The 18,888-nt window shown below is 64.7% G+C and carries 15 protein-coding genes; 2 read left to right on the forward strand and 13 right to left on the reverse strand.

Annotated elements, in window-relative coordinates; translation table 11 throughout:
* Positions 1-43 precede the first annotated feature (43 nt).
* The 7 genes from ACXX81_RS21840 to ACXX81_RS21870 all read right to left on the reverse strand — a co-directional run bounded on the left by ACXX81_RS21840 (position 44) and on the right by ACXX81_RS21870 (position 8,650).
* A complete protein-coding gene (locus ACXX81_RS21840; RefSeq protein WP_209987020.1) occupies positions 44-1,540 on the reverse strand; it encodes a YdgA family protein in 1,497 nt (498 codons plus the stop codon).
* A gap of 230 nt (positions 1,541-1,770) precedes the next feature.
* Positions 1,771-3,216 (reverse strand): efflux transporter outer membrane subunit, encoded by a 1,446-nt coding sequence (locus ACXX81_RS21845; RefSeq protein ID WP_458572385.1) that lies wholly within the window; start codon positions 3,214-3,216, stop codon positions 1,771-1,773.
* Positions 3,213-4,103: an efflux RND transporter periplasmic adaptor subunit gene (locus ACXX81_RS21850; RefSeq protein ID WP_458572386.1), complete on the reverse strand. Its 891-nt coding sequence runs from the start codon at positions 4,101-4,103 to the stop codon at positions 3,213-3,215. Before ACXX81_RS21850 ends, ACXX81_RS21845 begins: the two co-directional genes overlap by 4 nt.
* A complete protein-coding gene (locus ACXX81_RS21855) occupies positions 4,100-4,309 on the reverse strand; it encodes a DUF1656 domain-containing protein (protein ID WP_003231009.1) in 210 nt (69 codons plus the stop codon). Before ACXX81_RS21855 ends, ACXX81_RS21850 begins: the two co-directional genes overlap by 4 nt.
* Positions 4,306-6,384 (reverse strand): FUSC family protein, encoded by a 2,079-nt coding sequence (locus tag ACXX81_RS21860; RefSeq protein ID WP_458572387.1) that lies wholly within the window; start codon positions 6,382-6,384, stop codon positions 4,306-4,308. Before ACXX81_RS21860 ends, ACXX81_RS21855 begins: the two co-directional genes overlap by 4 nt.
* Entirely contained in the window at positions 6,381-6,800 is a 420-nt protein-coding gene (locus ACXX81_RS21865) for a MarR family winged helix-turn-helix transcriptional regulator (protein ID WP_458572388.1), read from the reverse strand. The genes ACXX81_RS21860 and ACXX81_RS21865 overlap by 4 nt, the downstream gene beginning before the upstream one ends.
* 266 nt (positions 6,801-7,066) lie before the next feature.
* Positions 7,067-8,650, reverse strand: a complete 1,584-nt coding sequence (locus ACXX81_RS21870) for a glycosyltransferase family 39 protein (RefSeq protein ID WP_231423636.1) — start codon at positions 8,648-8,650, stop codon at positions 7,067-7,069.
* A 180-nt stretch (positions 8,651-8,830) separates the two neighbouring features.
* Here ACXX81_RS21870 and ACXX81_RS21875 point away from each other — a divergent pair, with 180 nt between their 5' ends.
* Both ACXX81_RS21875 and ACXX81_RS21880 read left to right on the forward strand, forming a co-directional pair.
* Complete coding sequence (locus ACXX81_RS21875) at positions 8,831-10,996, forward strand: PA5441 family protein (protein ID WP_458572389.1); 2,166 nt, start codon at positions 8,831-8,833, stop codon at positions 10,994-10,996.
* Positions 10,993-11,691 carry a DUF3142 domain-containing protein gene (locus ACXX81_RS21880; protein WP_322212259.1) on the forward strand — a complete coding sequence of 233 codons (699 nt, stop codon included), beginning with the start codon at positions 10,993-10,995 and terminating at the stop codon, positions 11,689-11,691. The genes ACXX81_RS21875 and ACXX81_RS21880 overlap by 4 nt, the downstream gene beginning before the upstream one ends.
* 308 nt (positions 11,692-11,999) lie before the next feature.
* Here ACXX81_RS21880 and ACXX81_RS21885 read toward each other — a convergent pair whose 3' ends face one another.
* The 6 genes from ACXX81_RS21885 to ACXX81_RS21910 all read right to left on the reverse strand — a co-directional run bounded on the left by ACXX81_RS21885 (position 12,000) and on the right by ACXX81_RS21910 (position 18,887).
* On the reverse strand, positions 12,000-13,445 hold the full coding sequence (locus ACXX81_RS21885) for an efflux transporter outer membrane subunit (RefSeq protein ID WP_458572390.1): 1,446 nt from the start codon (positions 13,443-13,445) through the stop codon (positions 12,000-12,002).
* Complete coding sequence (locus tag ACXX81_RS21890; protein ID WP_458572391.1) at positions 13,442-14,500, reverse strand: HlyD family secretion protein; 1,059 nt, start codon at positions 14,498-14,500, stop codon at positions 13,442-13,444. Before ACXX81_RS21890 ends, ACXX81_RS21885 begins: the two co-directional genes overlap by 4 nt.
* Before the next feature lie 15 nt (positions 14,501-14,515).
* The gene (locus tag ACXX81_RS21895) at positions 14,516-16,051 is read right to left on the reverse strand and encodes an MFS transporter (protein WP_322212256.1); all 1,536 of its coding nucleotides are present in this window, start codon (positions 16,049-16,051) and stop codon (positions 14,516-14,518) included.
* Positions 16,052-16,194: 143 nt separating this feature from the next.
* Positions 16,195-17,115 (reverse strand): LysR family transcriptional regulator, encoded by a 921-nt coding sequence (locus ACXX81_RS21900; protein ID WP_231423641.1) that lies wholly within the window; start codon positions 17,113-17,115, stop codon positions 16,195-16,197.
* A gap of 60 nt (positions 17,116-17,175) precedes the next feature.
* Complete coding sequence (locus ACXX81_RS21905) at positions 17,176-18,024, reverse strand: ABC transporter permease (RefSeq protein WP_458572392.1); 849 nt, start codon at positions 18,022-18,024, stop codon at positions 17,176-17,178.
* A gap of 11 nt (positions 18,025-18,035) precedes the next feature.
* Positions 18,036-18,887 carry an ABC transporter ATP-binding protein gene (locus tag ACXX81_RS21910; protein ID WP_057009936.1) on the reverse strand — a complete coding sequence of 284 codons (852 nt, stop codon included), beginning with the start codon at positions 18,885-18,887 and terminating at the stop codon, positions 18,036-18,038.
* Position 18,888 lies beyond the last annotated feature (1 nt).

Here is an 18,888-nt window from a genome sequence, read left to right on the forward strand (position 1 = left end):
CAGAGGAATGTGATTGCCTGAAACGTCTTGGCTGCGTTGATCCTTACTGAGCGCGGCTGACTGCGCCGACTTTGCCCATCACGAAGCCGATGAATTGCTCGACGGTCATCTTCTGGCCGTTGAAGGTCACTTCGTTGTTGGCGTAATGCAGCTTGGACACCACGTCAGTCCCGACCACTGTGGCCAGCTGCGTGCCGACCGCCATGCCGCTGATCATCTGCGACGCCATCTGCGCTTGCTGCTCGATGGCTTTAGGGTCGGTCACGCCGCCGAGCTGCGCCTGCAGAGCGGCGACGTCGGCGATCATTGGCTTGGACAGCGTGAGGTTGGCGTCCAGCAGCGACACCATCTGCTTGCCCAGTTCAACCGGCGGCAGTTCCATGCTGGCGGGTTTGGCCAGGTCCAGCACGAGGTTGAACTTGCTTTCGCCATGGGTGGTTTTCAGCGACAGGTTCTCTACCGCCACTTGCGGCTTGGCGGCCAACAGTTGGTTGACGTTGGCCTCGGCCAGGGTCTGTTCGGCTTCAGTCAGCTGCAGCTCCGGCGCCGGCTCGCCCGCAGCGGCGGCCGCTTGCACGGGTTGCATTTTTTCCTGATAGAGCTTGGTGAGCACCACCATCGACGGGATGTCGACATCCTTCATGCTCACGGCCATGGCGGCCGAACCCACGGGTTTGCCCTGGTAACCGATCTCGTCGATCTTGTAATCGACGCGGCCGGCCAGGTTGTTGTCCTTGATGTTGCTCGAATCTTTCTGCTCGAAACCCTTGAGGGTGAGCACGCTTTGCTGCGGGCCAAAGGTGAACTTGGCGTCGGTCAGCTCCACGGTGTTTTGCCCGGTGTAGAAGTCAAAGGTGGACTTCTCCAGGTTGCTGGCCACGGTCAGGCCGGCCAGATCCGCTGCGAGCGGCGTGCCGTTGGCGTCCACTGCCGCCACCTTGAGGCTGTTCATGTAACCGTCGAGCTTGACCTTCTTGCCTTCGGCGGTGCTGTCGAAGTTGAGGTTGAGGCCGGAGAAGCTCGCCGACGACTTGTCGTCCTTGAACTCCAGGGGCAGCAGTTCGACGTTGCCGTTGACCGAGCGGGTGTAGCCGATATTGGTCACGCCTTTGAGCGGCGACACATCTTTGGCGGCGGCGAACCATTTTTCGCTGGTGGGGTTCTTTTCCAGCTCAAAGTGACTGGTGGCCATCACCGGCAGCCATTTCAGCGTGACCAGGCGCGAGAACGGCAGCGGGCCGTGTTCGATATGGTCGACGAACAGCAACTCGGGGTTGGGGTTGTCTTCACCGAAGACCGCGCCCTGTGCCTTGAGGCGGTAGTGGGCGGTGCTGCTGAACACGCCACGGTCGAGCGAGACCAGCTCCAGGGAGACCTTGCCATCGACGCCGGCCATGGAGGTCTGCAGTTCCTTGTTGGCGTTCTGGATTGCGGTTTGCAGCACCGGCTCCAGTTGCTTACCGGTGTACCAGGCGCCGCCTGCACTGACGACGCCAACGGCGACCACAAAACCCAAAAGAACAACTGCTGGCTTATTCATGAAGTGACCTGATCAAATCCTGTGAGAAGTGGGCTGTCTTCCTTGAACCCTGTAGGGGTTGGCTCAAGCCCGCCGAAAACGGGGGAAGATTAGCACTGGCGGCCACGAACGGCCCAGCCTTTCAGAGGGGCTTGGCCAGCGGGAGTTCACGCGGACGCCCTATCAATCTCATACGGTGGACGACAGACGGGCCGTCCCGCTGCACGCCAGCGCCCCGAACTCAAGGTGTGTCAAGGCGTTGCCGGGGCCTGGGATGCTTGCGTTCGTGCGTTTTCCCAGCCGCCACCCAGCGCCAGGAACAGGTCGATCTGGCTCATGGCAACCTGGGTGTTGGCGGCCGCCAGTTGCGCGCGTACATCGGTGTAGGTGCGCGTGGCTTGCAGGTCGGCCAGGAACGACGCGCGACCGGCCTGGAAGAAACGATGGGTCTGCCCCGCCGCTTCCCTGGCGGACTCGCCGGCTTCGGCCAGCGCGTCGCGGCGCTGCAACATGGCGGTGTATTGCGCAAGGCCGGTCTGGGTTTCGCGGATGGCATTGAGCACCACCCCGTCGAAATGCGCCAGGGCGCCCTGAGTGGCCGCCTCGGCTTCATGGATACGGGCGCGGGCGCCGTTGGTGGGGACGGTCCAGCTGATCATCGGGCCGAAGCCCCAGCGGTTGGTCGCCGGCGTGCCGAGGTCGTCGAGCAGGCCCACGGTGCCGACAGAGGCGCCGATGGCGATGTCCGGGTACAACGCGCCGGTGGCCACGCCAATGCGCGCGGTGGCGGCGGCCAGCTGGCGTTCGGCCTGGCGTACGTCGGGGCGGCGTTTGAGCAGGGCGGCGCCGTCGCCCACCGGCAGCAACTGGGCAATGTGTGGCAGCTCGGCGCAACTGGCGGTGCCGGCCGGTAATTGATCCAGCGGCCTGGCCAGCAGCATCGACAGGCGGAACAACCCGGCCTGGCGTGCGGCTTCATAGCGCGGCATGTCGGCGCGCAAGGATTTGTATTGGGTCTGCGAGCGGGTCACCTGGGTTTCATCACCGCGACCGGCATCGCGCAGGCGCTGAGTGAGCCGGGTGCTCTGGCCTTGCAGGTCAAGGGACTCGTGGGCAATCGCCAGTTCCTCGTTGGCTGCGCAGACCCGCGTGTACGAGCGCACCACATCGGCCACCAGGGTGATGCGGGCGATATCGGCCGCGGCCTGGGCTGCGTCGGCATTGGCCTGAGCGCTTTCGATGCCACGTTGCAAGGTGCCGAACAGGTCGAATTGGTAGGAGGTGGTAATGCCCACGCTGCCGATGTTGTCCACCGGGACCTTCTCGGGCTGCAGGAACGCCTCGCCAGACTCCTGCAGGCGCTGGGCTTCGGCCTTGGCGCCGGCACTCCAGCCGCCGGCGGACTCGGCCTGCTGGCTCTGGAAACGCGCGCGCTGCAGGTTGGCGGCGGCCACGCGCAGGTCGGTGTTGGAGGCCATGGCCTGGCGCACCAGTTCATTCAGGCGCGGGTCCTTATACAGCTTCCACCAGTCGGCCGGCACCGGCGCCGACACCATGTTGTCGCCCTCGCCCGCTATCGGCCCTTGCAGGTCTTTGCGGTTGACGGCGGACGTGTCCGGCAGCGAGTAATCCGGGCCCACCACCTGGCAGGCCGACAGCAGCAACCCCAGCGCGGACGTGGCCAGAAGCCGTTTCATGGTTGCTCCCCGTCGTTAACCTTGTCGCCGATGATCGACACCGTGGCCGTGCGCCCGGCGATCATGCGAAAGTCGGCCGGCACGTCGTCGAAGGCGATGCGTACCGGAATCCGCTGGGCCAGGCGCACCCAGCTGAACGCCGGGTTGACGTTGGGCAGCAGGTTGGAGCCGCTGCTGCGGTCGCGGTCTTCGATGCCGGCGACGATGCTCTGCACATGGCCGCGCAGGCGGGCGTTATCGCCGATCACACGGATGTCCACGGCCATGCCGACGTGGATGCCGTCGAGCTTGGTCTCTTCGAAATAACCGTCGATGTGAAAGGAGTTGCTGTCCACCACCGACAGCACCGGGCGCCCGGCGGTGACGAATTCCTGGCTGCGCGGCGCGCGGTCGTTGACGTAGCCATCCACCGGGCTGCGGATCACCGAGCGATCCAGGTTCAACTGAGCCGCGTCCACCGTTACTTGCGCTTCGGCCAGGGCCGACTGGGCGCGGGCCACACGGGACTGGCTTTCTTCGAGTTGCTCGCTGGGCACGAGGTTGCCCAGGCCACGGTTACGCTTGTACTCGCGCTGGGCCTGGGCCAGGGTTTCCTGGCGGTCGGCCACGGCGGCACGGGCCTGGCGCAGGGCGAGTTTGAAACGGTCCTGGTCGACGGCGAACAGCACCTGGCCCTTGGTCACTGGCTGATTGTCGTGAACGTCCACGCGCTGGATCAGCCCGGACACGTCCGGCGCAATCTGCACGATGTCGGCACGGATGTGCCCGTCGCGGGTCCAGGGGGCAAACATGTAGTACATGACCATGCGCCACACGACGACGACCGCAAACGTCACGATCAACAGCGTGAGGACCACACGGCCGATGGTCAAAAAAGGTTTTTTCATGTCATCAGGTATCGACTGAGTGAGTCCACCGCGCCCAGCATCAGCGCGTAGAGCCCCACATTGAACAATGCCCGGTGCCAGACCAGGCGATAGAAGTGCATGCGCGTCAACAGCCCGTGCACCACCAGAAACAACAGGTACGTAATGCCCATCAGCACCAGCAGCGTGGGCAGGAACACCCCGCTGATATCCAGATCACCGATCATAAAGGTGCTCCATCCGGCAGCGGCGCTTCCAGCTCCGTGCCACCAATGAATTCAACCCCCGGCAGCAGCGCCAGCCGCAGGCCGGCCAGGGCGTGCAGTAGATGCAGGCGGGTGTCGTCGGTGTCCTGCAGGCCCTGCCCGTTGAGGGCGCGACGGGTGCGGTCGAGTGTCATCAGCAGACCGCCAGGCGCGGGCAAGCGTTCACCCGCCTTGAGGCAGGCCTTGAAGTAGCCGCCCACGCCTTCCACCACCTGGTTGAGCAGCACCCGCGGCACGCCGAGGATGCGCGGCGAGTAGGCCAGCAGGTCGAGCAGGTTCAGCGCCACGCGCAAGTCGCGCAGGGCGATGCCGGTGTCCTGCCCGGTGAGGGCCAGGCGCGGCAGGTGTTGCATCAGGCGGTCGAGCATCTGCGCGGCCATGTGCCGGTGCTCGGCGAGGGTGGCGGGTTCGGTGAGGCTGACGATGTCGCGCCAGCTGAACCGGGTCAGGCGCTTGGCCGCCAGCTCGGCGCCGAAGGGCCGCGCGATCAGCGTCCACACAAAGGCAAACAGCAGGCCCACGGGCCCGGCCAGATTGACGTTGGCGAAGTTGAGAAAATCGGCGTCGTAGGCGCCCTGGATGCTGATGAATGACGAGGTGTTGACCAGCGTCAGCAGCATGCCCAGGTAGAAACGCGGCTGGACCGTGAGGGTGCCGATGCAGATGAACGGCACGGCGAAGGCCAGCACCAGCATCGGGAAGTCATGCAGGTTGGGCAGCACCAGAAACAGGTACAGGCTGGCGAACAGCACCGACATGGCGGTCCAGAAAAAGAACCGGTAAATCTGCGGCGCCGGGTCGTCCATCGTGGCGAAGAAGCTGCATGCAACGGCGGCGAGGATCACCGCGCTGCCGCCGTCGGTCCAGCCCAGCAGAATCCACAGCACCGAGGCGACGATGATCGCGCTGACGGTGGAAAACGCCGAGTAGAACATCAGGCCCCGGTCGAGGAACGGCGTGAGTCGGCCCAGGCGCCAGTGACGGTACACGGCGCGCCAGGTGTCCTGGCTTTCGCACTGGATGGCGGCTTGCAGGCTGCGGCAGTCCTGCCACAGGTCGACCCACTCGGCCAGGCGATAGAGCGCGTTGGAGAACAGCAACGTGTGGCGGTCGTTGAGCGCGTCGCCCTGGGGTTGCGCGGCGTCGATCTGGTCGCGCAACAAGCGCCAGCGTTCGAGGGGCGCGGTGTCGGTGGTGCCTTGCAGCCAGGCGTCGGCCGCTTGCAGCAAGGGCATGAGGCGCTCGAGAAACTCGGGGGCGCGATGTTCGATGGCGAACACCGCGTCGTCCAGCGCGTCGATCACCGGCAGCAGGTGAATCATGCGCCCGCGCAGTTCCTTGGTGTTGCGCACCGTCTGTGGCCGCGCGCCTTCATGGGGCAACTGGCCGATCATCAGTTCGAGGGTGTTGAAGGTGGCGACCATGCCGCCACGCAGGTTGCTGACTTCCTCGGTGTCGACGTTGCGCGTGAGAAAGCGCTGGCTGTAGACCTGCGCGTCGGCAAACCACTTGGCCACCGAACCGTCGAACACCGGCATCAGGCGACGCGGCCAGAACATCGCGCCGACCACGGCGGCCACGACGATGCCGAGGAAGATTTCTTCGGTGCGCGCTTCGGCCACGTCCCACACTGCCAGGGGGTTATCCACCACGGGCAGCGCGATCAGCGGCAGCGTGTAGCCGGCGAGCATCAGGGCATAGTTGTTGGCGGTGCGCAGGTGCATGGAGAGGAACAGCAAGGTGCCGGTCCACAGTGCAATCACCACCACCAGGATGTAGGGCGACTGCACGAACATCGGCACGAACAACACCGCCGCCGCCGCGCCCATCAGGGTGCCGATGGCGCGGTACAGCGCCTTGGAACTGGTAGGGCCGACAAACGGGCTGGAGACGATGTACACGGTGGCCATCGCCCAATACGGACGCGGCATTTGCATGAGCATGGCGATGTACAGCGCGATCATCGACGCCGCGAAGGTGCGCACGCCGTAAAACCAGTCGCGGGCCGGCGGCATGCCGGTAAAAAATCCGTTCAAGGCGCCACCGCCCCCGCCGCTTCGAAGGCGCGCAGCACGCGCAACGCGGCTTCGAGGTCGTTGCGCGGAATGTCGGCCAGCACTTCGCGGCGCAGGCGCACCAGTTGCGCTTCCACCGCCTGCACCAGCTTACGGCCGCGCTCGGTGAGGCTCAAGGCCTTGGCACGGCGGTCGTGGACGTCTTCGGTACGGCACACATAGCCGCCGCTGCACAGCTGGTCGAGCAGGCGCACCAGCGACGGGCTTTCCATGCCGGAGGCCTGGGCCACCTTGACCTGATGCACGCCGTCGCCCAGGCGGCCGATCATCAACAGCGGCACGGCGCAGGCTTCGGAGATGCCATAACTCACCAGCGTGGCCTGGCAGATTTTGCGCCAGTTGCGGGCGCCCACCACCATGCTGCTGCTGAGGTTCATCTGAAGGTGTTCAAGGGATTGGGACACAGGATTGATCGCATACAGTTAGTTTGCTAACTATCAATATGGTGGAAGCTGGCTTGAGCGTCAAGTTTTGAAACAATTTGGCGGATGGGTGGTGGCAAAAATGTGGGAGGGGCTTGCTCCCGATGGCGCTGGGTCAGTGTCGGATGAGCTGACTGACACACTGCCATCGTGAGCAAGCCCCCTCCCACATTTGGATCAGTCTTGGCTCCGGGGCTGGCGCGTCGAAGCCCAAGCCCAGTCTAGGGACAGCCCTCGGGCAACATCGACGGCACATTGCACAACACAAACAAGCGTGCCCTGGCACCCCCGCCGTCCTGGCGACTGAGTTCGTGCCAGCCCTGGGGCAGTGGCGCGAATTCGTCCGGCGCTTCGTTGCTGCTGATCAGCCATACGCGCCGGGTGCCGGCGGGCAGTGACGAGAGGTGGTCGAGGTAGATGCGCCCGCCGTCTTGATCCACCAGGGTGCCGAAGCCGTAGGCGTTCGGGCGCGTTGACGTACCGTCGGGCCTGGGCGGGGTATAGAGCTGCAGTTGGGCGTCGGTCTGGTCGTAATAGACATAGCTGAGGTACCACAGCATGTCGCTGAGCACGATGCGATCGTCTTCCTGGTAGTTGCGATTGACGAACTCCACCGGCACGTTGAATTGGTCCTGCTCGTCTACCGTGAAGTTGTTTTTCAGCCCAACCAGTTCCACCCCCACCAGCAACACGAACAACGCCGCGCCGCACCACGAGCCGCGGTCGATGAGCAGCGCCAGCAGGATCGGCAAGCCCAGGGCATACACTGTGAGATAGCGCTCAATGAACACCGGCGAGATAAACGACACGGCGTAGACCAGCAGCAGCGGCAGCAGGAAAAACAGCGCCAGCAGGCTGGCAGGTCGATAGGGTTGGCGATCACGCCAGACGCTGATGCCAACCAGCGCAATCAATAGCAGGGGGAACCCCCAGAACAGCGGTCGCCATAGCGCCAGGCCTTCATCCTGCAACATGAATTGCCAGACCATCGATGGCACAGACAGCGCATTGACCGGATCTTCCCAGCCAATGTCACCGCCCACCTTGAGCTGGTCGACGTGCTGCACCAGGTCCAGCAGGCCTGGCAACCAGGGCAGGTACGCCAGCACAATCGCGACGTTGGTCGCCCACCATGCCCGACGCGTGATCAGCCGCTGACCGCAGGTGCCCAGCACCCCCAGATACGCCCAATGCACCAGCACGCAGAGTGCGGTGAAGTAATGGGTGTAGAAACCTGCGGTCATCAGCAGCCCATAGGCCACCAGATAGCGCGTGCGTTCGGGTTGGCGCACCCAGTACACCAGCGCCAGCGTGGCGCCCAGCAGCCAGACGCCCAACAGCGAATACATGCGCACTTCCTGACTGTACCGCACCGCGGTCGGCAGCAGCGCCAGCAGTACGCCGGCCAGTACCGCCGCGCGCCGGGTGGACAACTGCCGCGTGAGCCAGATGCCCAGGCCCACGGCGAGCGCGCCCGGGATGGCGCTCATGGCCCTGATCGAGCCGATGCTGTCGCCGAACAGTTCGATCCAGCCGCGCAGCAGGAAGAAGTACAGCGGCGGGTGTACGTCATGGGCCGCGTGAAACCACAGGTCGTCCACGGCGTATTCGCTGAGCAACAGGCTTGAGCCCTCATCGCCCCAGATGGCCGACGCCGTCAGGTTGTAGAACCGCAGGGCCATCGCCAGCGCCAGGAGCGGTACCCACCAAAGCTGGCTGATCCAGCCGGCACGTTCCCAGCCCAGTCGGTTGAGCGCGGGCAATGCCGCGACTTTTTCGTTTTGCTCTACCACAGACCGACGCACCTTGATTCCCCTGCCACTGCTCTGATTGCCGACACGCAAACCAACGCCACTTTAGGACAAATGCCCCTGATTCGCTTGTGCAATCGGACAAATCGGCCAATTGCGCAGGACTTCACCGAAGCGCTGGTCGGATCACGCTATGATTGCCCTCCTCCAAGGACTCAGGCTCAAGGACACCTCATGCGCATCGGTTTTCTGTCACCCCTGGCACTGGCACTGCTCGCCGGTATTTCCCAGCAGGCGTTGGCCAGCTCGGACGACTCGTGCTACCCGGACTGGCGGGTGTCGCGTGACAGCCTGGACCCGTGCAACAACCTGCCCTTTCTGAGCCCGGGCAACGACAGCCGGGTCAACCTGCGCCTGCTGCTGTCCGACAAAAAGGTCGCACCGCTGGCCCCCAATGCCCTGGACGACACCGACCGGGCCGAGGGATTCGGCCAGGTGCCGTTTGCGGTGTATCGCCTGAGCCCTGCGCCTGCCAGTGACGACGAACCCGACGACAAGCCCGACGACTCGCGCACCGCTGAACTGGACACGCTGCTCAAGACCCTGGGCATCAAGCGCGAGAACTACAAAACCGCCGGCGAAGCGTTTTTGAGCGGCGAAGGCAGCCGCTGCCGCAGCAACGACGATGACAGCGCCACGGCGTTTGTCAGCCAGGTGATCAAGGCCGATATGCCGGATACCGAACGCGTGCTGCTGGCCAGGGCGCGCCTGCAATTGCTCACCGCCTGCAGTTGGGAGGGCGCGGTGGTCACCGGCGAAATCGAGTCCTCGAACGGCCGCCTGCTGCGCACCTACCTGCAAGCCGCCGCCGACTTCTACAGCGGGCGCTTCAGTGAGGCCGAACGCGGTTTTGCCGCCGCCAGCGGCTCAACCCTGCCGTGGCTGCAGGAAACCGCGCTGTACATGACCGCGCGCACCGCGCTGAATCAGGCCCAGGCCGAAGCGTTCGACGAATACGGCATGCCGCAGCGCGAGCATGTGGATAAGTCCGCGCTGGGCAATGCCGAAAAGGGCTTGCTCGGCTATCTGAACACTTATCCACAGGGCCAGTACGCGACTTCCGCTCGGGGCCTGTTGCGCCGCGTGCATTGGCTGGCCAATGACGATGGCAAGCTCGCCGAGGACTTCGCCTGGCAAATGACCGAAGCCACCGCCGAGCAGCGCAATGTGTCCCTCGATGACCTGGTGCAAGAGGCTGATCTCAAGCTGTTGATCGACAGCAACGGCAGCCTTGAGAACCCGATGCTGCAGGCGGTCAACGACCTGATGCTGATGCGCGCCGAGACGCCGCCCAAACTGACCCGCGCCGACCTCGACAAACAGAAGGCCACGTTTGCCGACGAGCCGGCGCTGTACGCCTACCTGCAAGCGGCGTTTGCGTTGTACGTCGAGCATCAGCCCGAGGCCGCCCTGAAACTGCTGCCCAAGGATGTGCCGTCGGGCCTGGATTACTTCGCCTTCAGTCAGCAGACCCTGCGCGGCCTGGCCCTGGAAGCCGGGCAGAATTGGAAAGCGGCGCAAGCCCTGTGGCTGCAACTATTGCCGCTGGCCAAACAGCCTCTGCAACGCGACCAGCTGGAGCTGGCCCTGGCGATGAACTACGAACGCAGCGGCGAGTTGGCCAAGGTGTTCGCGGCGGACTCGCCGATCAGCGCCAACAACGTGCGCTACCTGCTGCTGCGCAGCGTCGCCGGCCCCGACCTGCTGCGCCAGCAGATCGCCAAGGCCAGCGACCCGGTGGAGCGCCACACCGCGCAATTCGTGCTGCTCTACAAGGACCTGCTGCGCAGCCAGTTCGCCACCTTCGCCGACGACCTCAAGCAACTGCCGGCCACGCCGCCTGAAGACAAACTCGACACCAGCCTTGGCTACACCTATGGCGGCGGGCAAACCTTGAAACTGTTCCAGTGGAACGGCGACAAAGCCGCGTCCGGCTACACCTGCCCGAGCATCGCGCAAACCGCCGCGACCCTGCAGAACGACGCGAAAAACCCGCAGGCGCTCAATTGCTTCGGTGAGTTCATCCTGCGCAACAGCCTGGACGGCATGCCACTCGAGCAAGCCCGCGCCGCCGGCAGCCTGGGCAGCAGCGCGTCGAACTTCAGCGGTGAAACCTTCTCGCGTCTGGACGGCTACAAACAGGTGATCGCCAACCCCAAGGCGCCGAAAACCGACAAGGCCTACGCGCTGTTTCGCGCCATCAACTGCTACGCGCCCGCCGGCTACAACAGCTGCGGCGGCGAAGACGTCGCGCCGGCCGTGCGCAAAGCCTGGTTCCGCCAGCTGAAGACAGGCTTTGGTGACACCCAGTGGGGCAACGCCTTGCAGTACTACTGGTGAAACACCTGTGGCTGGGCCTGCTGTTGCTGGCAAGCCCGGCCTTCGGCGCCGTCGACGCCCGCGACTATGACGCCTTCTGGCTGTGGAGCGGCGTCACGCCGCAGCCGGTACTCAAACAGGCGAAGACGCTGTACATCCTTCAGGGCCAGATCAACTCCACCCGCCGCACGCCCACCGTGCGTTTGATCGCCCAGGGCATGAGCGTGCCGCGTATCACCCAGGGCGAGGTCTGGATCGTCTACCGCGCCCACACCCTGCACTGGCCGGAGCGGGTCTACGCCCAATTGCTCGGCCAGGTGCAACGCTGGCGCGACGCGGGCAATCCGGTGGTCGGCATACAGATCGACTTCGACGCCCGCACCCAATACCTGCACGAATACGCGGAGTTTCTGCGCGACCTGCGCCAGCGCCTGCCGGCCGACCTGCGTCTGAGCATCACCGGCCTGCTGGACTGGGGCAGCAACGCCGATCCCGCTGCCATCGCCCAACTCAAAGGCGTGGTGGATGAAGTGGTGGTGCAGACGTACCAGGGACGGCACAGCATCCCGGATTACGCGGCGTATCTGCCGAGGGTGAGTCGGATGGGGGTGCCGTTCAAGGTAGGCTTGATTCAGGGTGGCGAGTGGCAGGCGCCGGCGTACTTGCGCGAGAACGAGTGGTTTGGCGGGTATGTGGTGTTTTTGCGCAATCCTTAGCGCCGCAAATGGGGTATTTCAGACACCCTCATTCCTGTGGCAAGCGAGTGTATTGTGGCGAGCCCTAATGCCGTTCAGTTAAGCGCAGATTCCCTGTGGCGAGCAGGCTTGTCCTGCGTTGGGCTGCGCAGCAGCCCCAAAACCAGGCGCTGAGCCGTATCAGGTTCACCGCGTTTTGCTCGATTGGGGGCGCTTCGCACCCCCACGCGGGGCAAGCCCGCTCGCCACGACAAGCCTGGTCACCACAAAAAAACCTGCACACCACAAAAAAGCCTGCGCACCGCAATAGTCACAAGGCGCGCCAAGGCTCAGCGCTCGGCTGTTTGCACCGGATACACCGACGCCCACCCGCCACCCAGCGCCTTGTACAAACCGACCATGGCCAGCGACACGTCGGTGGAGCTTTGCACCCATTGCTCCTGGGTCGCCAGCAACGCGCTCTGCACGGTGAGGACGTTGACGAAATCCGCCACGCCTTCGACGTACTGGTGTTGCGCGGTGGTCAGGGCGATCTGGTTCTGGCGCACGGCTTCGGCGAGGCTGTCGCGGCGCAGCTGGCTGGCGTTGTAGCGGGTCAACTGATCGTCGATCTCGTGCCAGGCACGCAGCACGGTGTGCTGATAGGCCAGCGCTGCCTCCTGCTGCTGGGCTTCGCGCAGCGTCAACATGCCTTGCAGGCGTCCGCCGTTGAACAGCGGCAGGCTGAACTGCGGGCCGAAGGCAAACGCGCGCGAGCCCCAGGAGCCGAAATCCGCCAGTTGCAGTGCCTGGGAGCCGAGGCTGCCGGACAGGGTGATACGCGGGTAGAAATCGCCCTTGGCCACGCCGATGTTGGCGGTAGCGGCATGCAGGCGCGCCTCGGCCTGGCGGATATCCGGGCGGCGTTCGGCCAACTGTGACGGCAGGCCAATGGCGACCTGGCGCGGGGTTTGCGGTACGGCGGCGTCTTTGCACAGTTGGGCGTGCAGGGCCTGGGGCGGCTCGCCCATGAGCAGGCTGAGGGCGTTGATCAACTGATCCTGACGTTGTTGCAGCTCCGGCAGGCGTGCTTCGATGGTGGCGACCTGGGCGGCGGCTTCGGCCACGTCCAGGTCGGTGGCAACGCCATCGGCGAGGCGCAGTTGCGAGAGCTTCAGGCTGTGCCGGGCGACGTCGAGGTTCTGCTCGGTGACGTTGCGGGTGTTCTGCACGCCGCGCAGTTGGATGTAGTCCTGGGCGGTCTCGGCCAGTACCGACAGCAGCACGGCGCGGCGGTCGTCTTCGGCGACTTGCAGGGTGGCGTCGGCGGCCTCGGTCTCGCGCTTGACGCGGCCCCAGAAGTCCAGCTCCCAGGCGGCGGAGAAGTCCGTGTCCCATTGGTTGAAGGCCGAGCGGCCGTTTTCTCCGGAGGGGTCGTTCAGGCCTTCGCCACTGTTGCGCTTGCGCTGGTAGCCACCGCCTGCCGCGAGGTTGGGGTAACGCCCCGCCGTGGTCACCTGGCGCACGGCTCGGCTTTGTTGCAGGCGGCTGCCGGCCAGTTTCAGGTCGAGGTTGTCGGTGAGGGCGCGGCGTGTGAGGGCTGACAGTTGCGCGTCATGGAACACGTCCCACCAGCGCTCCTGCAGCGGATCGGCCACGGCGCGGCTGTCGGCCTGACGGCCCTGAGGTTCGCGCCAACGCTCGACGTGCGGCCCCTGGGGCGTGTGAAAGTCCGGGCCGACGGTGCAGGCACTCAGGCTGATGACGCTCAAGGCGAGCCAGGCAAAACGTATCATTGCTGGGCCACCTCACGCGGCTGCGCGACGGGCTGGGTGTCGACGCTGGCCTCCACCGACATGCCCACCCGCAGACGTTCGGTGAGGGGCTGGCCGGGTTCGAGGATGATCTTCACCGGGATGCGCTGCACCACCTTGGTGAAGTTGCCGGTGGCGTTGTCCGGCTTGATCGAGGCGAACGTCACACCGGTGGCCGGCGCCAGGCTCTCCAGATGACCGTTGAGCAACTCGCCGTCGAGGCTGTCGACGCGCACCTGCACGGGTTGGCCGGCATGCATGTGCGACAGCTGGGTTTCCTGGAAATTGGCCACCACATAGGCCTCGCTCAGCGGCACCACAGCGAGCAGCTTGCTGCCCGGCGTCACGTAGGCGCCGACCCGCACCGCGCGCTCACCGACCATGCCGTCCACCGGCGCGACGATGCGCGTATAGGACAGTTGATAGCTGGCCATTTCCAACGCCGCCTGCGCGCGCTTGAGCCCGCCTTCGGCCGCATCGCGCTGGGCACTGAGGATTTCTACCTGCTTGCGTTCGGCCGCCAGCACCGCGGTGGATTTGGCCAGGCGCGCGGTGGCCTGGTCGATGCGGGTTTTGGCTTGCTGGGCGTTCTGCACGGTGCCCGCGCCCACGCCGGCGAGGTGGTTGTAGCGGTTCAGCTCGTGCTCGGCGAACGCCACTTCGGCGCGGTCTGCCGCCACGGTGGCCTGGGCCTGGGCGATCACCGAGCTTTGGCGCTCCAGGGTGGCGCCGGCGTTTTTAAGCTGGGCTTGGGCGACCAACGCATCGGCATCGGCGGCCTGGGCGGCGGCGCGAAAATCGCGGTCGTCGATCAGCGCCAGCAGTTGGCCGGCCTTGACCTGCTGGTTGTCTTCCACCAGCACCTCTTTGATAAAGCCGGCCACACGCGGGGCGATCAGGGTGAAGTCGGCGGCGACGAAGGCATCGTTGGTGGTCTGACGCGCGTTGCCCAACAGGCCCGGCGTGACCAGATACACCAGCACGCCAACGGCAAATACAGCGATAACGGAGACGGCAATTTTGTCTTTGCGTTTCATGGGGAGTCCTTGAGGCTATGTCGGTGCGCGAGGCGGATAAATCCGCGTGGGCATCCAGAAAATCAGCAGGATCAACGCCACCGCGACACCGGCCATGACGACATACAGATCCGACGAGGTGAGCACCACGGCCTGTTCGTGCAGGCGGTGGGCCAGGCCCGGCGCATCGCCGTCGGCCAGGGGTGAGTTGCCCAGGCGATCCACCAGCATGGTGGAGTGGAAGTGTTCACGGCGGGTGGTCAGGGTTTCGAGCACTGCGGCGGCGATCACCGCAGACAGGCCTTTGATGGTGTTGAACCAGGCCGAAGCGAACGGCCCGTCAACGGGCTGGATGCTGCCGGTGGACAGCATCAGCAACGGCAGAACCGCCATCGGTTGCCCGATGATTTGCAGCAGGTACCAGCCATAGAAATCGTCGCGAATCCACGCCGAGGTCAGCTGCGAACTGCCCAGGCAACTGAGCACCAGCAAACTCAAGCCGAGCCCCAGCACCCAACGGCAATCGACCCGGCGCAGGTTGCACAGCGCCGCCACCAGCGGCAGCGCGATCAATTGCGGCAGGGCCATCAGCAACATCACCGGCGCGGTCTGCAGCGGCCTGTAGCCCTGCACCTGGGCGAGGAAGCTCGACGGGATGATGATCACCGAGGTCAGCACCATCAGCACGCCGGCCAGTACGATCAGGGCAAACGCCAGGTTGCGCAGACCGAGCATCTGCACGTTGAAAAACGGCAGCGGCTGTGACCACTCATTGAGCAGGAACAGCACCAGCAACAGGGTGCCGCCGCTGAGCAGGAAAGTGATCAGGCCGGACTCGAACCAGTCCAGGCGGTTGCCTTGCAGCAGGCCGATCACCAACATGCAGATCGCCGGAAAGCCCAGCAGCAGGCCGCGCCAGTTGAACTGCCTGAAGCGCTCCAGGCGCAGCGGGTCCTGCGGCAAACCGTAGGCCACCGCCGCCATGGCCAGCAGGCACGGCGCGACGATCTGCCAGAACGCCCACTGCCAGCCCACGTACTCGGTCCACAGCGCCGCCAGCGGCGTACCGAGGCTCGGGCCAAAGGTGGCGGTGAGCGCGTAGCCGGCCAGGCCATACAGCTTGATGTTGGCCGGCAGAAAGCGCAGCGCCACCGACATCAGCATCGGCGGCAATGCGCCGCCAGCCAGGCCTTGCGCGGTGCGCAGCAGCAGCAGGCTTTGGTAATTGGGCGCAAACGGGCAGAGGATGCCCAGCAGGGTGAACAGGCCGATGGCGCACAGGGTGAAACGGCGCAGGGAGAAAGTCACCGCACACCAGGGCGCGAAGGCCATGGCCGCCACGGAGGTGGCGGTGTAGGCCGCGACCAGCCAGGTGCCTTCGTCATAGCCGATGAACAGCGCGCCGCGGATATCGGCGAGGGCGATTTTGGTGACCATGTCGTTAAGGCCGGACACCAGCACCGCCAGCAGCACACCGACCAGGCCGATGATGATGCGCAGGCCGAACACCGGCGGATTGAGCGCGACAGGTTTGGCTGCGGCCTGCAGGGCGGGGGCAGCGAGGGAGGTCATGTACGGGTAACTCGGAATGATAGATACCCGAGCAGTTTAAGCAGCTACACACATGACAAAAAGTTACTTATTGGCAGGGTATAAGTGCACGCAACGCAATCTATGTGGCAGCAAGCCCCCTCCCACAGTTGATTGTGAAATGCTCAGGTGGGCTGGGCTTCGAGCCAGGTGGCCTGGCAGCTTTCGCGAAAGGTTTCGCGCAGCCATTTGTGCGCCGGGTCCTTGTCGAAACGCGGGTGCCAGGATTGGGTCAGCATCAGGGTCGGCAACGAGATCGGTAGGGCGAAGGCGCGCAGCGGCAGTTTCAGACGCTTGACACTCAGGAGGGCTTCCTTGGGCACCGGCAACAGCAGGTCGGAGTCGGGCAGCATGAACATTGCGCCGTGAAACCCAGGGGCGATCATCGCGACGCGGCGCTCCAGGCCCTGGGCGTTCAAAGCAGTGTCGATGGGCCCGCGCGCGATGCCACGGCGCGAGATGCTGATATGGGAATAACCGGCAAACCGTGCGGCGGTGATTTCCCCGTCGAACAACGGGTGGCCTTCGCGCGCCAGCCCGACGAAGGTGGTGGAGAACAGGTTCTGCACCTTTACCTCAGGGGTGACGGGCAGCGTGTTGCTCACCCGCAGATCCAGGCGCCCTTCGCGCAGGGCTTCGTCGTCGGTGTCGCCTTCGGGCACGAAGTACAGCTCGCACAGTGGCGCCATGCGCTCCATGGTGTCGAACAGCCGGCCGCCATACACGCCGATGAAGAAGTCGTTGGCGCGCACGCTGAAGCGACGCCGCAAGGTGCTCAAGTCCACCTGGTCGGCCGAGCGAAACAGCAGCGCGGCCTGCTCCACGACATTACGCACTTGGCCTTGCAGTTGCATCGCCTTGGGCGTGGGCACCAGGCCGCGTCCGGCGCGCACCAGAATCGGGTCGCCCACCGCCTCGCGGATACGCGTGAGGGTGCGGCTCATGGCCGCCGGGCTGAGGTTCATCCGCCGTGCGGCGCCGACCACGCTGCCTTCATCGAGCAAAGCGTCGAGGGCGACCAGCAGGTTCATGTCCGGTAATTGCATGCCAGGCACTCGCGGTCGTAAAAGCGTGAATTGGCCGCAATCCTAACAGGGATGGCCGGCCTAGCGCTGCATGCCCCAGCGTTTCACCGTGAGCCGCTCGAAGGTGTCGAACACCAGGTTCTCCACCAGCAGGCCGATCAGAATCACCACGGCCAGGCCGGCGAATACCTTGTCGGTGTACAGCTCGTTGCGGTTCTGGAAGATGTACCAGCCCAGCCCGCCCTTGCCGCTGGTGGCGCCAAAGACCAGCTCGGCGGCGATCAAGGTACGCCAGGCAAAAGCCCAGCCGATTTTAAGGCCGGCGAGAATCGACGGCAGCGCAGCCGGGATCAGAATGAACAGCACGAAGCGCATGCCCTTGAGGCCATAGTTGCGACCGGCCATGCGCAGGGTTTCGGACACGCCAAGGAACCCCGAATAGGTATTGAGCGCCAGCGCCCACAGCACCGAATGCACCAGCACAAAGATCAGGCTGTTCTGGCCCAGGCCGAACCACAGCAGCGCCAGCGGCAGCAACGCAATCGCCGGCAGCGGGTTGAACATCGAGGTCAGCGTGCTCAACAAGTCGCGGCCCAGTTGGGTCGAGACGGCAAGCGTGGTCAGGGCAAAGGCCAGCACGATGCCGATCAGGTAGCCCTTGATCAGCACGGCCAGGGAGATGCTGACCTTGCTCAGCAGTTCGCCGCTGAGCAGGCCGTCGTAGAGCGCGTGGAAGGTCTGCAAAAAGCTCGGCAGCAGCAGGTCGTTGTTCTGATAGCGCGCCACCGACTCCCAAATGACTCCCAGCACGATCAGGATCAGGCCTTTGCGCAGCCAGCCTTGTTGCCACAGGCGCTGACGCAGCGGCAGTTCGCGTTCCACCGGCACGCTGAGCAGCGGTTCGAGGGTTATTTCGTATTCCTGGCGCATGGGGCGACCCTTTAGTAAGCGATGCGAATGTCGGCGAAACCCAACTCACGTTCGGCCTCGGGGGCTTCATCGAACAGCAGGCGATGGATGCGCCGCGCCGAGGCCTGGAAGTCCACACCGCCGAGGCTGTGCAGGTCGTATTGATGGCTGTGGATTTCTGCGCGCACGCGCCCCGGGTGGGGCGACAGCAGGAGGATGCGGTTGCCGACCACCAGCGCCTCTTCGATGGAATGGGTGACGAACAGCAGGGTGAAGCGCACTTCTTCCCAGAGCAGCAGCAGCTCTTCCTGCATCTTGCGTCGGGTGAGGGCGTCCAGGGCGGCGAAGGGTTCGTCCATCAGCAGAATTTTGGGCTGCATGGCCAGGGCGCGGGCGATGGCCACGCGAGCTTTCATGCCGCCGGACAAGGTGTGCGGGTAGGCATCGGCGAAGGCACTGAGGCCGACTTTGTCGAGGTAGTGCAGCGCGCGTTCTTCGGCTTCGCGGCGCTTGAGGGTTTTGGACGCCAGCAGGGGGAACATGACGTTCTGCTTGACGGTTTTCCAGGGCGGCAACTGGTCGAACTCCTGGAACACCACGATGCGATCCGGGCCAGGTTGTTCGACCTTTTGCCCCAGCAGGCGAATCTCCCCTTCACTGGGCTTGATAAACCCGGCGATGGACTTGAGCAACGTGGATTTGCCGCAGCCCGACGGGCCGAGCAACACGTAGCGGTCGGCCGGGTCGATCTCGAAGCTGACCTGGTGGGTGGCGCGTACTACTCGTTCGGGGGTGCGGTACTCAAGGCTGACGTTGTCCACCGCCAGCAACGGTTGGGCGGTGCTCAGGTTGCTGGCCGCGTGGCCTGGCAAAGGCGCGTTCATT

The organism is Pseudomonas sp. GNP013, assembly GCF_054343995.1.

Excerpts from the sequence above, each read along its gene's own strand:
- ACXX81_RS21840 (WP_209987020.1), bottom strand. The coding sequence starts at position 1,540 with ATGAATAAGCCAGCAGTTGTTCTTTTGGGTTTTGTGGTCGCCGTTGGC.
- ACXX81_RS21845 (WP_458572385.1), bottom strand. The coding sequence starts at position 3,216 with ATGAAACGGCTTCTGGCCACGTCCGCGCTGGGGTTGCTGCTGTCGGCC.
- ACXX81_RS21850 (WP_458572386.1), bottom strand. The coding sequence starts at position 4,103 with ATGAAAAAACCTTTTTTGACCATCGGCCGTGTGGTCCTCACGCTGTTG.
- ACXX81_RS21855 (WP_003231009.1), bottom strand. The coding sequence starts at position 4,309 with ATGATCGGTGATCTGGATATCAGCGGGGTGTTCCTGCCCACGCTGCTG.
- ACXX81_RS21865 (WP_458572388.1), bottom strand. The coding sequence starts at position 6,800 with ATGAACCTCAGCAGCAGCATGGTGGTGGGCGCCCGCAACTGGCGCAAA.
- ACXX81_RS21875 (WP_458572389.1), top strand. The coding sequence starts at position 8,831 with ATGCGCATCGGTTTTCTGTCACCCCTGGCACTGGCACTGCTCGCCGGT.
- ACXX81_RS21885 (WP_458572390.1), bottom strand. The coding sequence starts at position 13,445 with ATGATACGTTTTGCCTGGCTCGCCTTGAGCGTCATCAGCCTGAGTGCC.
- ACXX81_RS21890 (WP_458572391.1), bottom strand. The coding sequence starts at position 14,500 with ATGAAACGCAAAGACAAAATTGCCGTCTCCGTTATCGCTGTATTTGCC.
- ACXX81_RS21895 (WP_322212256.1), bottom strand. The coding sequence starts at position 16,051 with ATGACCTCCCTCGCTGCCCCCGCCCTGCAGGCCGCAGCCAAACCTGTC.
- ACXX81_RS21900 (WP_231423641.1), bottom strand. The coding sequence starts at position 17,115 with ATGCAATTACCGGACATGAACCTGCTGGTCGCCCTCGACGCTTTGCTC.
- ACXX81_RS21905 (WP_458572392.1), bottom strand. The coding sequence starts at position 18,024 with ATGCGCCAGGAATACGAAATAACCCTCGAACCGCTGCTCAGCGTGCCG.
- ACXX81_RS21910 (WP_057009936.1), bottom strand. The coding sequence starts at position 18,887 with ATGAACGCGCCTTTGCCAGGCCACGCGGCCAGCAACCTGAGCACCGCC.